This is a genomic window from Chitinophaga sp. W3I9 (assembly GCF_050434025.1).
GTDB lineage: Bacteria > Bacteroidota > Bacteroidia > Chitinophagales > Chitinophagaceae > Chitinophaga.
Window position 1 is genome coordinate 4,100,334 of record NZ_JBNPWC010000001.1, and the last position, 15,453, is coordinate 4,115,786.

Genomic DNA, 15,453 nt, shown 5'->3' on the forward strand with positions numbered 1-15,453 from the left:
TTATGAGTTTATTTCATATGACAGAAGAAATAAGAAAGGTATTTAAGGAGCATTATATTAATACACCGGAGAGTTTAGAAGAAGTATTAATAGCATTAAGGAAAATGGGCATAAGCCAAATAGAGTCAATTAAAATAATAATGCATGAGTTAGACTTGAAACTTCAGGAAGCAAACGAACTTGTTTCAGGTTCAAAAGCATGGAATAGTAAGTTAGATGAATTATAGCTTATAGTGGGATAAATAAGATTACCCCTAAAAAAGCAATAAAGCCTAGCTACAACCGGGCTTTATTGCTTTTTTAGAAATAACATCTGTGTGAATTAATTTTTGGATATAACTTCTTATGTTTATCAGGGTGCCTCGAAATCGAGGTGCCCTGTTTTTATTTAAGTATCGCTTGTAATTTAGATTTAGCAAGGAAAGCGTCCAGAAGGGAATAAACGCACTCTTTATCTTTATCAGGAAGTTCGTTAATCTCATTAAGCCGCTTCATCATCTTAGGATCTTTAAGGATGTTGGTATCGTTCGCCTCGCCGACTAAAAAGCCAACAGCCGATCAACAACACATCGTTATCAGCCCACCTTAACAGCCTGGGCCGCACCTGCTGCAACCAGGTATATAACCACAGTATCTGACTTGGCTTTAACGATAAGGTGCGACTGGCATCAGTAAGCAGCTGGATATATGCAATCATATATACATCTTCCAAACTCAAAAAAATAGTATTTGTTGAAGAGTCAGACAAATTATTCACACACCAGTCAATCACCTTTGAGTGCTCCACCTTGATCAGCGGTAGAATATAGGCTAGACGTTAGTTCTCTGATCATCATTAGAACATATCATCAGCATCAGTAACACATCATCTGTCTACCAGAACGGCGCCTGCATTTTATCCGCCTGTATTTTTTTTCTTTCAATTGAAAAAAAAACAAATGAAAGAAAAAGCTATATATTTATGGGAGTTCTTTGAGAGTGCACCTGGTATGCAGATGGAAGGTAGGAAATAGGTTTTGAGTGGAGTTTATAGGTATGGGTTTAACGGGAAGGAGAATGATGGGGAGGTGAAGGGTGAAGGGAATCAGCAGGACTACGGAATGCGTGTGTATGACCCTAGAGTAGCTAGATTCCTATCAGTAGACCCACTTACAAAGCAGTATCCTCACTATACACCATATTCTTATGCGGGAAATAAGCCTGTTGTTTTCATAGATGTAGATGGAGCGGAAGAAGGTATTGATAATACACTTAGGCGTAAAGAAGAAGCATATCTTAATAATCAACTTAGTGAGGATAAGTATAGACAGCATGTAAGGGCTATGGCGGAAGGCGGGACTATTGGAGGGCTTATCGTGGTTGATATGTTTCTCACTAGGGGAAAGTTGAGCACATATACATTGATGGGAAGCGTTTATCATCATAATATGGCTAAAACAGAAGAAGGTAGGGCAGCTCAAAATCAGACTTCAAAGGATGCTGTCATGGCTTTGGGTGCTGGATATGTAGCGGGGAAGATTATAGGAGGTTCAATACGTTTAGGGAAAAATCTTATAGGGTTTAGCAGAGATGCTGTAGAGGAGACAAATTATCTATTTAGAGGCTCAACTGCAGGATATGAAGGATCTCCCAGAGCTCAAAGAACAGCTAGCACTCCTACAAGTACAGATCCAGCTGTAGCAACAATGTTTGGAGTAAAGGCCAAAAGATATGGTGACGGAATATTGCAGATAGCATTGCCTAAAGATTTACAAAATGTTTCAGTGGGCGTCACTACAAATGTTTTGGAAGGTATAGAAAGAGAGATTGTAGTAGATTTAAAACCTGCCGAATTTGCCAAGAGAGCAAGTGTTACAATTACAGTGGATCAGGCTAGGGGGATCTTAAAGAATATGGGGATAAATATACCTGCGAGAATAAATGAAGGAGATATGAATGCTCTTCTGGAAAGCACACCTAAACTTACAAATGAGCAGATAAACAGTTTTTATAAACAAGCTGCCGCATTGAAACCCAAAGAATGATTATGGAGAAACTAAGGATAAAGATAATAGGAAAGCTTAAAAAGGAACTGGAGGATAATTTTGTTGAAGCATTGGATTGTCACGAATTAAAGAGTAACCAGATAATTTTTTTCTGTGATTATTCAGAATTTGATATTCCTGTAGGTTATTGCTTTACGGAAGTTGTTAGAAGTGATAATACGATATTGAATTGTAAAGTACTTTTAGTAAATATAAGCCAGCAATTTTTTAAGCCATTTGATGAGATTCCACATGGTTGGAAGACTATTAGTAAGTTTGAATTTGTTGACGGTGTTATACCAGATGAGGTTCAGAGGCTATGAGGTCCCCCCATTTGTCGGGTCAGTGTGAGATAGAGAAAGCCGGGCTATTGAGGTCCCCCCATTTGTCGGGTCAGTGTGAGATAGAGAAAGCCGGGCTATCTAAAGATACAAAACTGATGGGAAAAAGATGTCTTTTCTGATGCCGTTGGTTTATATTCTACTGCCGCAAAAGACGTCTTTTTATCATCAGGATTTATTTTTATTTCTACCATCTCAATATTCGTTCTGTTTGCAATTGGCTACAAACTGAGCAGGTGTTAGCTCGTTTAATGAGCTATGTGGTCTAAAGGTATTATACTCTTGTACCCAGTTGCTAATTTTCTCATAGGCATCATCCAAGGATAAGAACCAGTTTACGTTTAAGCACTCATCCCTGAATGAACCGTTGAAGGATTCTATGAATGGGTTGTCTGTAGGTTTACCTGGTCTAGAATAGTCCAGCACAACCTTGTTTTCATATGCCCATCGATCAAAATCCTTCGAGATAAATTCACTTCCATTATCGACTTGTATCCGTTTTGGGACGGTGCCATTCTCCCGCTTAAGAGTTTCCAGAGCCTCCACTACATCTATCCCCTTGATGGATTTCCCGACCCGGATCGCATGGCAGTAGCGACTAAAATTATCGACTATAGTTAACGACCTGAATTTACGTCCGTCGAAGAGAGCATCGGCTACGAAATCCATGCTCCAACATTGGTGTAAATTAGTGATATTGGGTCTTTCCAGACGGTGTGCCGCTGATTTATTCCTTCGTGGTCTTTTGCTGCGTAGGTTAAGCCCTTCTTCTTTGTAGATCCTATGAATCCTTTTATGATTGTCCTTAAACCCCTCTCTGCGTAACAGTATGTAAATCCGCCACATCCCATATCTGACCCTCGCCTCTGAAATCTCGCGCATTCGTTGGCGAAGGTGCCGATCTTCTCGGCGGCGCGAACGGTAATGCCAATTGGACCAGGGCATGCAAACTACGCGGCAGGCTCTTCGAAGGGATACCTGGTAGTCGGCAGTTAAATGGGTTACCAACTGCCGTAGTTGACGGGTTTTCAAAGATTTTTTTTTAGCACATCCTGCAACATCTGTTTGTCCAGGCTTAAATCTGCGACAATCTGCTTCAGCTTCGCATTTTCGTCCTGAAGTTGCTTCAGTTGCCTTAGCTCACTCATTCCAAGTCCTCCATACTTTTTCTTCCAGTTGTAAAAAGTAGCTTCGCTGACACCCATTTGCCGGCATACTTCTTGGACCTTTACACCACTGTCCGCCTGCTTAAGCGCAAACACAATCTGGCTTTCGGTAAATTTTGTTTTTTTCATGAGCAATTTTTCATGTTTAAATTATGAATTATTGCCCGATTTCTCTACTTTTCAATGGCCCGATTTATTGGGGGGAGGTCATATAATAATGATATTGCTTTGTTCTGTAGTTTTTCAGAATTTGATATTCCTACTGGATATGAATTTAATTTTATTGAGGGCATGAATGGAGATGATATATCTTCTGAGAAAATTGTTCTTGAAAAGGTAAGCCAGGGATATATTATGCCATTTGATATGATACCTAGAGGGCATAAGACGATCTGCAAATTTTCTCTGTCTGGCAGTAGTATGGAAACTCTGCGCAGCATACTCCCAATAATTAATGATTGGTATGAATCAGATCTTTATGTATTCCTGAAATAAGTACAGGTTTTAAAATAACAGAATTAAAATGATAAAACCCAGTCAGTATGTTGACTGGGTTTTATCATTTATTAGATTTAGCAAGCAAGCCCTCCCTCAATACAACGTCCTCATACTCGCTGCATCAAATGGCTTCAACTGATCAAACTGCTGCTCCCTCACCTTCTTCACCCAGTTAGGATCGTGCAAAATCGACCGGCCAACCGCCACGAGGTCAAAATCGCCCCGTTCGAAGCGACGTTCCAGTTCGCGCATATCCGTAACCACGTCTGAGTTCTCACCGGAGAAGGCGCCCATTACATCGCCGGAGAGGCCAACAGAGCCGACAGTAATGGTAGGCTGACCGCTCACTTTTTTAATCCAGCCGGCGAGGTTCAGATCGGACCCTTCAAACTGGGGTTCCCAGTATCTTCTTTGCGAGGCATGAAAAATGTCTACACCTGCATCTGCGAGTGGAATGATCCAGTCTTCCATTTCTTTTGGATTGTGCGCCAGCTTTGCGTTATAATCGGTGGCTTTCCATTGTGATACACGGAGGATGATCACCAGGTCGGGGCCTGCTGCAGCTCTTATGGCTTTTACGATGGCGGTTGCAAAGCGGCTTCTTTCTTTGATGGTTTTGCCGCCGTAGTCGTCGGTGCGTGAATTGGTTTTGTCCCAGAAGAATTCGTCGATGAGGTAGCCATGTGCGCCATGGAGTTCTATGGCGTCGAACCCGGCTTCTTTGGCCGATTTGGCGGCATTGGCAAATGCGGCGATAGTGGCTTCAATATCGCTGACCGACATGGTGGAAGGGTTTTCTATTGGTGCAGCCGGCGTCCATCCGCTCATGCCGGGAGCGTCGCCGGTATGCCATAGTTGTGGGGCAATAACGCCCTGTTGTGCATGAACGTGGTCCACTACATTTTTCCATGCTGACAGTGCGGCGGTTCCATAAAAATTGGGAATGTCTTTTTCATTCTTCGAGGCTGGCCGGTCGATGACGGTGCCTTCGGTGAGGATCAACCCTACTTCTCCGGCGGCGCGGCGTGCGTAATAATCGGCTACTGCCTGGGTAGGTATGCCATCCGGCGACGCCGCGCGTGTCATGGGCGCCATCACAAAACGGTTTTTCAGGTGAAGACCTTTGTATTGAAACGGTGTAAAAAATGATGCGTAATTCATTGAATATTTCTTTTACGCAAAGCAACAACCAAATGCTTAATTTTACAGCGGCTTTGGAGCAATACCAGTTACCTTAAGGTAAGTACAAATGAAAGATAAGATATTAACGAAATACAGCGATTGCCCGATCAAACGGTCAAAATCAATCATCGGATCACGGTGGAAACCTATTATTATTTACGCATTACGTAACCGTAAAATGCGCTTCGGGCAACTGCATGCTATTATAGGCGATGTATCTGCAAAGGTATTTGCGCAATGTTTAAAGGAACTGGAAGCGGAGGAGATCATTCTCCGTGAAACATATACGGATACCCAGGCACATGTAGAGTACAGCCTTACATCAAAAGGCGAGGGACTTGTGCCGATTATTGTATCCCTGCTGCAGTGGGAATGGAATAACTACGAAGTAACGCCTGTATAAAGCCGACATATTAGTAATTATTACCCTGTTTTAATGTTTGGCAGAAGCTGTCTGTGCCAGAAATTCTTGTTCCCATCTTTCCCATATATCCCGAAAATCCCTGCCAGCCAATGTTTTCACTGCTCTCTGCCGGTGTGTAATAATTTATAATTATAGCTAATGCGAATTTATTTATAAAATAATAATATTTGTTACTAATTTATGCAGCAAAATAGATGGCCATTGCCTTTGGGAGACCTGGCTTTTTTCTAGCCATATAAATTATATTCCACGATATGATTTATATAAAAGAAGAGATATGAATATACCAGATGCTGAATTAGTAGTGCGGTTACAAAACCACGAAGTAAGCGCCTTTGATAGTTTGTATTGGAAGTATCACGGGGCTGTATACCGGAATATTTTCAAGTTTGTGAAAGATGATGTGGTTACTGAAGATATTCTCCAGGATGTTTTCGCACGGCTGTGGGAAAAACGGCAGGATATCGAGCCAGACCAGTCTGTGAGCGGCTGGCTGTTTGTGATCAGCTTTAATATGTGTGTGTCTTTTGTAAGGAAAAAGCTGCGTGAACAGGCTTTCCACAAAAATATCTTCCAAACCGATACGGATGATGCGGTAGCCATTGAGCGTAAAAATATCGATGAGGAACAATATCATTTACTGGAACAGGCGATTTCAAAACTATCTCCTAAAAAAAGAACCATCGTAACCCGCTGTAAACTGGAAGGTAAAACCTATGAAGAAGTAGCCAATGAACTGAACATCTCCCGTAATACAGTAAAAGAACACCTGTCTGCCGCCATGATCAAGCTAAACGACTATATGCAGCGCAACGGCGATCAGAAATACATTGTGCTCCTGATGCTGTTCCTGAGCTATCCTGATTCATAAGCAGATGAACCTATTTCATATTATCTTTTAATTAATGTTTTGTTTTTTCAAAAAAAGTTCAAAAACGACCCACCCATTTTTATTAACTGCGCGTATTTAGATTAAACCATCACGCTAGTGCCCAACAGAAAGGAATATCTCAAACAGCTGTTAAGTAAAGATCAATGGACTGCCACAGAGCAGGAGTGGATGGTAGAATACCTGGATACCAATGATTTTTCAGAACTGGAAACAGTAGCCGCCGAATATTTTGAGGCCGACCTCCTAACGGCAAAGCATATATTAGATAAACGCCTGTCGGACAGGATGTTGAATAACCTTCATAAGCGTATAGGCGTTGCAGATAGTTCTTTCAAAGGAATCTTCCGGTTAGTTAAATATAAAGTAGCAGCGGCTGCCGCCTTACTGCTGCTGGCAGGGGCCGCCTGGTACATGTTACTGCACGACCGGGTAAAGCAAAGGGTGTTTGCCACCACATCAGAACGGCAAACCGTGAAACTGCCCGACGGTTCAGTGGTACACCTGGAGAAAGGCTCCAGCATTACCTACCCGGAAGTGTTTGATAAAAAGAATCGTGAAGTAATATTAAAAGGAGAAGCTTTCTTCGAAATCAACCACGATGCAAAGCACCCTTTTATCATCTCCTCTTCGCTGATCAATACTACCGTATTAGGTACCTCCTTTAACATGGAAGTACACGAAGGCAATACCGCCAGGGTAGTAGTGGTATCAGGAATGGTGCAGGTGAATACCCGTGAAGGCAAACCGCATAAAAACGGCCAACTGGTACTAACAGCCAACAAAACCGCGGTATACAACCCGGCCTCGCAAGACCTGTTGTTACAGGACGGAACAGAAGATGCCAAATTCTTTGCCCAGAAAACGAGTGGCAAATTTATTTACAAAGGAGATCCGTTGTCAAAAGTGGCAACAGACCTGCAGCGATATTACAATGTGCCGGTAATAACCGACCAAAGATCGGCACAGTGCAGGTTTTACGGATCATTTAATACAGTGGACGATTTAGATAAAGCACTTGCGTTAATTGCTTTTTCATTAGATGCCAGAGTCAAAAAAGATAATATCAATAAAGGATATATCATCGTTGGTGGAAATTGTAAGTAAAATAACGACCGCTATATCGTTAACCAAACTATATTTCAAATGAGAAACTGCTATCAACAAAGCTGAACCAAAATTTAAGAGAATAGAAATTTCAGTCTGGTATACTATCCTGGTGGCCTTTTAGCCTGAAAGAACTTCATGCTGGTTAGTTAACTAGTGATCACGAAAACTGATCACAGGGCCACCTGTTGCCAATACTTACCGTGAATAAACCGTAGAATTATTTTCAACCAAACTAAACTGTACATGATACAAGTAATACCCTTACCGCCCGGCTAATATATTGCCATGATATAGTTGATTGAAAAACACCCTGCTTACGCAGAAGGCCCTTTATTGCCCGGTTTTGTCCAAAAACCGGAACGGGGAACCTATGGCCGAACGAAACCAATAAAAAACAATTATGTTCAGAAGAAAACTATCATTCATCTATTGCTTACTGCTCCTGCTGGCAGTAACGCAAGCCCACGCCGGTAACGGTTTGCAGGACGCTCTCGATAAAAAAATTACGATCGAACTAAAGAATGTCATCCTTAAAGATGCACTGGAGAATGATAGGCAGCCTCGCCGAAGTATCCTTTGTATACGTAGGCAATGAAGCCCTGGATGTGAATAAGGTAAGTGTAAATGCGCACAACGAAAAAGTAGGCGACCTGCTTAATAAACTGCTTACGCCCTACTCACTTTCCTATAGCGTGATGTACGACCGCGTGGTGATCAAACACGACAGCGGCAAAAAGTTGAATCAACTAACGGTAACGAATACACTGTTGAAACTCAATGTTCCCGTTACAGATGTAAAAGGAGTGGTGACAAATGAAAAGAAGGAACTGTTACCCGGCGTAAGCATCATGATCAAAGGAACTTCCCGCGGAGTCACTACCAACGACAAAGGTGTATTTGAACTGAAGAAGATCGCCAACGATGCTATACTGGTATTTAATTTTACCGGGTATAAAACAGAAGAAATCAGCGTGGCGGAATTCAGAAGCGGCACGCTGACCATCATACTGAAAGAAAAACCGACCCGCCTCCAGGAAGTAGTGGTAACCGGCTTCCAGAGCATCGATAAATCTAAATTCTCCGGCGCCGCCACCCGGCTCAAAGGAGAAGATGTGAGGATCGATGGTATGACAGACGTAAGCCGCATGCTGGAGGGTAAAGTAGCCGGCGTTGCCATCCAGAATGTATCCGGTACCTTCGGCTCCGCCCCCAAAGTGCGCATCCGCGGCGCTACCTCTATTAATGGCGATAACAAGCCATTGTGGGTGGTAGACGGCGTAGTACTGGAAGACGTGGTAAATATTTCCAATGATCAGCTTTCCAGTGGCGATCCCACCACCTTACTGGGCTCCGCAGTAGCCGGTCTTAACTCGAACGATATCGAAAGCTTCGACATCCTGAAAGATGCCGCAGCCGCTGCGTTATATGGCGCCCGCGCCATGAACGGAGTGGTAGTGATCACCACTAAAAAAGGTCGTGCAGGCAAGCCCGTTATTAACTACAGCGGCAACTTCAGCACACAGCTGAAACCTAACTACAACAACTTCAATATCATGAACTCCGGCCAGCAGATGTCTGTACTGGCTGAACTGGAAAGAAAAGGAATACTTAACTCAGATATCCTTTCACGCGGTGATATCGGGGTGTTCGGTAAATTATATGAACAACTGGATGCAGATGGAGATGGTAACTTCCCCGTAGAAAACGATCCGCAAAGTAAGAAGGCTTTTTTACTGCGTTACGCGAAAGCCAATACCGACTGGTTCGGACTGCTCTTCCGCAACAACTTCGTACAGGAACATTCGCTCAGCATTTCTTCCGGTACAGATAAATCACAATCTTATTTTTCTACCAGCTTTTACAGCGATAACGGCTGGACCCTCGCGGATAAAGTAACCCGTTACACACTGAACTACCGCAATACCTATAAGCTCTCAGACCGGTTATCTGCCGGATTCTCTTCACTGGCCTCTGTGCGCCGTCAGAAAGCGCCCGGCGCTCTCACCCGCAGCAGTAATCCTGTAGAAGGACAATACGACCGCGATTTCGATATTAACCCATTCAGCTACTCGCTGAATACAAGCCGCACACTTACTGCCTATGATCCAAATGGACAATTGGAATACTTCAGAAGAAATTATGCTCCCTTCAATATCATCAATGAACTGAAAAATAATTACCTCGACCTGAACATGATGGATTTGCGCCTGCAGGGCGACCTGACTTTCAAGCTGACAAAAAATATCCGCTACGAATTTACCGGTGCTATCAGGTATGTAAAATCATCCCGTGAACACCAGATTGCAGAGAATGCCAACATGGCCAATGCTTACCGCGCTGCCGGTAATGCTACCATCGCGGAAAGGAATAAATTCCTTTACCGCGATCCGGAAAATCCCGATGCACAACCGGTAATTGTTTTGCCCGCCGGCGGTTTCTATAACCGTACGGAAGACCAGCTGCTGAACTATGATTTCCGCAATGGCCTCAACTACTCCGACACCTTCGCCCAGAAACATAATATCAACGTATTGGTAGGTCAGCAGGTAAAATATGCCGACCGCCAGAACGCTTCCAATACCGGATACGGTTACCAATACGATAATGGCGGCGCCACTTTCACTGACTACCGCATCCTCAAACAAACCATTGAAAGTAACTTCCCTTACTTTGGCATGAGCAGGGACTATGATCGCTTCGCCGCTTTCTATGCTACCGGCACCTATGCCTATAACAACAAGTATAACTTTACAGCCACCGGCCGCTACGATGGTTCCAACCGCCTCGGACAATCCCGTAAGGCAAGATGGCTGCCCACCTGGAGCGTAGCCGGTTCCTGGAACATCGACCGGGAGCCTTTTGCGGCCAGTATCCGCCAGCTGGACTATCTCACGCTGCGTGCCAGCTACGGCTTAACCGCCAGCATGGGACCCGCCACCAATTCAAACATCGTATACCAGACCGTTAATACCAACAGGCCTCACCTCACAGAAGTAGAGTCAGTGATCCGCCTGTCGCACCTGCAGAATGATGAACTCACCTGGGAAAAATTATATACCACCAACATCGGTGTTGACGGAGGATTTTTCAATGGTCGCCTCAACTTCAGTATAGATGCTTACACCCGTAAAAGCTTTGACCTGATCAGCCGCATCAAAACTTCCGGTATCGGCGGTGAAATGTTTAAAGCGGCCAACTACGCCGATATGGATTCAAAAGGGGTGGAAGTAATGGTAGGCGGAGATGTGTTCCGTAGTAAAGACTGGGGCTGGAAATCGAATGTTACGCTCGGATACAGCGTCAATAAAATCACCAATGCAAAAAATATCCCCGGCATTTTCGACCTGGTGGTAGCAGAAGGCGGTAACACCGAAGGCTATCCTGTACATAGCCTTTTTTCCCTGCAATACACCGGGCTTGATCCCAAATCAGGCTCCCCGGTGTTTATCAACCAGGACGGTGCTGTCAGCGGCGATGTAAACCTGCAATCATTAAATACAGCCCACCTGGTATACGAAGGTCCGGTTGATCCACCGGTTACCGGCGGGTTCTCCAATACTTTCCGCTATAAAGCGCTATCACTGAATATATTTTTTACTTACCAGTTTGGCAACAAAATCCGCCTGTACCCGGCTTTCAAAACTTCTTATTCAGACCTCGATGCGATGCCTAAAGAATTTTATGACCGCTGGGTAATGCCGGGAGATGAAAGCAAAACAGGTGTTCCCTCTATGCTGGATGCTTTTGAGCAGATATTACTGAGAGGCGCTCATCCTTACAATAACTATAACTATTCCACCGAAAGAGTGGCGAAAGGAGATTTCATCCGCCTGAAAACAGTGTCACTTACTTACCAGCTGCCGGGTGTAATCATCAAACGCGCAGGATTAAGCAATGTGGCTGTAAGCGCTGCTGCCATTAATCCATGGCTGATCTATGCCGATGAAAAGCTGCAGGGTCAGGATCCAGAGTTTTTCAACGCTGGTGGCGTGGCACAGCCTATCCAGAAACAATTCACTTTTTCATTGAAAGTAGGTATTTAAAAAGAAGCACTATGTCAATGTACTATATAACCTCCGCGAATAAACGAAAAATAAAGCCTGCCATCATCGGGGCATTTGCACTGATGGCCCTTGTCACCGGAGGGTGTAAAAAATACCTGGAACAGGTACCAGACAGTACCTGGACAGATCTCAGCTCGCCAGTAAAGGTGAGCAAGTTACTGGGAACTGCTTATCCGCAGGCCAGTTACATCACGATGTGTGAAGCCATGTCGGATAATGTGGGCGACAAGGGAGTGGGAGAGTACTACCGCCCTAACGGTGACGCCTATCTGTTTAACGACATTCAATGGATAGAGGAAGACTCTCCGGAAGCTTACTGGAGGGCTTGCTACACTGCTATCGCCGCAGCCAACCAGGCGCTGGCTGCCTGTGAAAAGGCCGCCGATCCGGCCGCTTACACCCGTCAGCGGGGCGAAGCGCTGCTGGCAAGAGCCTATGCCCACTTTATGCTGGTAAATATTTTTGCCAAAACCTACGATGCGGCTACCGCTGCAAACGATCCGGGAATACCATACGTAACAGTACCGGAAACCGTGGTAATGAAACAATACGAACGCAAAACAGTGGCGTATGTGTATGACATGGTGGAGAAAGACCTGCTCTCCGGGTTGCCGCTGATCAGTGACGACGCCTACAGCGTACCCCGTTTCCATTTTAACCGCAGCGCTGCTTATGCCTTCGCCACCCGGTTCTACCTGTATAAAAAAGATTACGCGAAAGTAGTAGCCTATGCCGACAATACTTTTTCAAACAATGATGTGGCCTCCAACATGCGCCTGTGGAATACCACATATGGCAGCATGTCGCCGGCGCAGATCTTTGATATTTATGCCAATGCCAACGAAAAAGCCAACCTGCTGATCGTGGAAGCGCCTTCGCTGTGGGGCCGCAATGCGGGCCGGCTCCGGTATGACCTCGACTTCCAGCACGAAGCGCTCATCCTGGGCAGGAATGTCACCGGCGGCGTTTGGTCCTACCCGTTATACTACTACGGCTCACAGGATTATTTTGTGCCAAAGCTCTCTGAGTACTTTGTAAAGAACTCCGTGAACGCCACCATTGGTCAGCCCTACGTAATGACACCGCTGTTCACCACGGAAGAAGTATTGTTTAACCGCGCAGAGGCCAATGTGTATCTCAACAACACCAGCGCCGTACTAAAAGATCTCAACCTGTTTGCCAGCAAACGTATCCGGAATTATAATGCCTCCCTGCATAATATTTCCCTGGCTGCTATGCAGAATTTCTACGGTATCAGCGATGCGAGAACGGTTTGTATCCGCACCATCCTTGACTTCAAGCGTGCGGAGTATGTACAGGAAGGCCAGCGCTGGTTTGATCTGCAGCGGTATAAGATCCCCGTGGTGCACACCACCCGCGAAGGAAAAGTACTGGAGCTGAAAGCCGATGATAACCGCCGCCTGTTCCAGATACCGGCGTCGGCCACTACCTCAGGAATAGCATTGAATCCAAGATAATAATAGCGATAGTACCAAAATTAATACATACACAAATGAAAGCATTCTTACTCATCATCCCTCTTTGCTTGCTGATGGCCTGCAGCAAAAAAGAAGACCTGGGCAATGTGGAAGATATTCCCGGCCTCGGCGGAGATACCTGGGCCGCTTCTCCATTGGATAAATGGCTGCACGATACCCTTACCGTGCCTTTTAATATTGCCGTGAAATATAAATGGGACCAGTTCGAGTTTGAACTCAACAAAACATTGGTACCCCCTAAAGAAGAGAAAATAATCCCGGTGATGTCGGCCATCCGGCAGGTTTGGATGGACACCTACATTGCGGAAGCGGGCGCTCTCTTCTTTAAAAAGTACTGTCCCAAGTATTTTATTCTCTCCGGAAGCGCCAGCTGGAATGAAAACGGCACCATCACCCTCGGCACCGCAGAAGGCGGCCGGAAGGTAGTGTTATACCTGGTAAACGATTTCCTCACAAAGTCGATGGAAGGCTACAAACCTTCCGACTCCGCCAACGTGAAACAGATGTTCCATGTCATAGAACATGAGTTCGGACACATCCTGCATCAAACAGTGATGTACCCGGTGGAGTTCAAACGCATCTGCGCGGGTTTTTACACCGGTAACTGGAACAACATCTCCGATATGGCCGCCCGCCGCGATGGCTTTGTAACGCCCTACGCGATGTCGGCCTTTGACGAGGACTTTGTGGAAATGGTATCTACCATGCTGGTAGAAGGAAAGCAGGGCTTTGATGCCATCGTGAACAGTATCCCGGAAGGAACCAGCATCAACGGCGTAACCAAAGCAGAGGCGCAGTCGAGGCTGCGCCAGAAGGAGGCAATGGTAGTCAGCTATTTCCTCACCGTATGGCATATCAATTTTTATAGCCTTCAAACCCGTACCAGGAAAGAAATTAATCAGTTACTCTATTAAAACGAAAGACTCCGGAGGAGTAAAAATAATAGTATGAGAAATAATCTGATCTGCTTATTCTTCATCATCACCGGGATGTTTGCCTGTAAAAAGGAAACAGATCCGCTGTTTGATAAATCACCGGACGAACGTATCAATGATACATTGGCACGGTACCAGCAGGTGCTCACAACGGCGCCTTATGGCTGGAAAGCCTTCGTATATCCTGCCGGCGTTCCGGGCAGTGTATTTGGCTTTTACTTTAGTTTCTCTGATGCTAACCGGGTGCAGATGTTTTCCGACTTCGATGCCCCCAGCACGGGAACCATGCGCGAAAGCAGCTGGCGACTAAAAGCATTGCAGCAACCCTGCCTGCTGTTTGATACCTATTCCTACCTGCATGTGCTTTCCGATCCGGATGCCGGTCAGAATGGCGGCCAATACGGCCAGGGCCTTGGCTCCGATTTTGAATTTGCTATTAATGGCGCCGCGGGCGATACCGTTTGGCTGACCGGCCGTTTCCATGGCAGTAAAGCCATATTGGTGAAAGCTACACAGCAGGATAAGGATAATTATTTCCAGCACCGTATTAACCGCTCCATCGATAGCATCAGCGCTATACTTACTTATTTCCACAAGTTTACCACAGGCGGCAACCGGTATGATATCAGTATCAATCCCTACCTGCACCAGGTAAATTTTACCTGGATCTCCAACGGCAAGGTAAAACAGGCTTCTACCGGTTACGTATACACGGCAACAGGTATTTCCCTGATGCCGGCATTTACCGACAGCACCATCACTATTAATAGTTTCGACCAGGTGAAGTGGGAAAATGGCGCCATTACTTTCACGGTAAACGGTAAACCCGCAGCCATCATGGAAACGGTAACGCCATTGGCGATTGATGCAGCAGCTCCCAAAAGATGGTACCGGTACGCGTTGCAGAACGAAAGCTACTGGGCTACCTATTATGGCTTCCATGTAAATGGAAGGGACGACGCCTGCGGTATCACCGGCCTGCCAGCTTATGCTTTCCTCACTTACTATCCCCAGATAGACGGTCCCGGTACTTCCCTGGACTTACTCGGTTTTGTTGTGAAGCAGGAAACGGGCGGAAATGTGATCTCTTATGGTCCCGGCTACGACGCACCCACCTTTACTTCGGATGGCAGGATCATTTTTAATGATAACGGCTTATATGGCAACTTACCCGCCAACAGAACCGCTATCAATAAAACAAGGTCGCTGATGGCCGATCCGATGGGCTTTTACCTGGTACAAACCAGCTCCCTTACCTACGACATGGTAAGCGCCCGGGATGGTAAATCATGGATCAACTGGCAGGGATTCTAAATGCATT

Annotated in this window: 12 protein-coding genes; 10 read left to right on the forward strand and 2 right to left on the reverse strand. The window is 45.3% G+C overall.

What is annotated here, in order from left to right; all coding sequences use genetic code 11:
* Positions 1-2: 2 nt before the first annotated feature.
* The 3 genes from QFZ51_RS16805 to QFZ51_RS16815 all read left to right on the forward strand — a co-directional run bounded on the left by QFZ51_RS16805 (position 3) and on the right by QFZ51_RS16815 (position 2,347).
* Entirely contained in the window at positions 3-227 is a 225-nt protein-coding gene (locus tag QFZ51_RS16805) for a hypothetical protein (protein WP_429047367.1), read from the forward strand.
* 789 nt (positions 228-1,016) lie between these two features.
* Entirely contained in the window at positions 1,017-2,024 is a 1,008-nt protein-coding gene (locus QFZ51_RS16810) for an RHS repeat-associated core domain-containing protein (RefSeq protein ID WP_429047368.1), read from the forward strand.
* A gap of 2 nt (positions 2,025-2,026) precedes the next feature.
* Positions 2,027-2,347 (forward strand): hypothetical protein, encoded by a 321-nt coding sequence (locus tag QFZ51_RS16815; protein ID WP_429047370.1) that lies wholly within the window; start codon positions 2,027-2,029, stop codon positions 2,345-2,347.
* Between the two features lie 213 nt (positions 2,348-2,560).
* On the opposite strand, the gene QFZ51_RS16820 is transcribed toward QFZ51_RS16815, so the two are convergent.
* A protein-coding gene (locus QFZ51_RS16820) for an IS3 family transposase (protein WP_394349268.1) occupies positions 2,561-3,660 on the reverse strand; the annotation gives its coding sequence in 2 pieces (ribosomal slippage) (positions 2,561-3,405 and positions 3,405-3,660; 1,101 coding nt in all).
* 462 nt (positions 3,661-4,122) lie between these two features.
* Positions 4,123-5,190: an NADH:flavin oxidoreductase gene (locus QFZ51_RS16825; RefSeq protein ID WP_429047373.1), complete on the reverse strand. Its 1,068-nt coding sequence runs from the start codon at positions 5,188-5,190 to the stop codon at positions 4,123-4,125.
* An 88-nt stretch (positions 5,191-5,278) separates the two neighbouring features.
* Here QFZ51_RS16825 and QFZ51_RS16830 point away from each other — a divergent pair, with 88 nt between their 5' ends.
* From QFZ51_RS16830 to QFZ51_RS16860, 7 genes are all read left to right on the forward strand, one after another.
* The gene (locus QFZ51_RS16830; protein WP_429047375.1) at positions 5,279-5,614 is read left to right on the forward strand and encodes a winged helix-turn-helix transcriptional regulator; all 336 of its coding nucleotides are present in this window, start codon (positions 5,279-5,281) and stop codon (positions 5,612-5,614) included.
* 298 nt (positions 5,615-5,912) lie between these two features.
* Positions 5,913-6,506, forward strand: coding sequence for an RNA polymerase sigma factor (locus QFZ51_RS16835; RefSeq protein ID WP_370910108.1), 594 nt, complete (start codon positions 5,913-5,915; stop codon positions 6,504-6,506).
* A gap of 117 nt (positions 6,507-6,623) precedes the next feature.
* Positions 6,624-7,631, forward strand: a complete 1,008-nt coding sequence (locus tag QFZ51_RS16840) for a FecR family protein (protein WP_429047376.1) — start codon at positions 6,624-6,626, stop codon at positions 7,629-7,631.
* A 524-nt stretch (positions 7,632-8,155) separates the two neighbouring features.
* The gene (locus QFZ51_RS16845; RefSeq protein ID WP_429047378.1) at positions 8,156-11,677 is read left to right on the forward strand and encodes a SusC/RagA family TonB-linked outer membrane protein; all 3,522 of its coding nucleotides are present in this window, start codon (positions 8,156-8,158) and stop codon (positions 11,675-11,677) included.
* A gap of 11 nt (positions 11,678-11,688) precedes the next feature.
* On the forward strand, positions 11,689-13,176 hold the full coding sequence (locus tag QFZ51_RS16850; protein ID WP_429047380.1) for a RagB/SusD family nutrient uptake outer membrane protein: 1,488 nt from the start codon (positions 11,689-11,691) through the stop codon (positions 13,174-13,176).
* 35 nt (positions 13,177-13,211) lie between these two features.
* The gene (locus tag QFZ51_RS16855) at positions 13,212-14,111 is read left to right on the forward strand and encodes a zinc-binding metallopeptidase (protein WP_370910112.1); all 900 of its coding nucleotides are present in this window, start codon (positions 13,212-13,214) and stop codon (positions 14,109-14,111) included.
* A gap of 33 nt (positions 14,112-14,144) precedes the next feature.
* Positions 14,145-15,446: a DUF4302 domain-containing protein gene (locus tag QFZ51_RS16860; protein WP_429047381.1), complete on the forward strand. Its 1,302-nt coding sequence runs from the start codon at positions 14,145-14,147 to the stop codon at positions 15,444-15,446.
* The last annotated feature ends 7 nt before the right edge of the window (positions 15,447-15,453 follow it).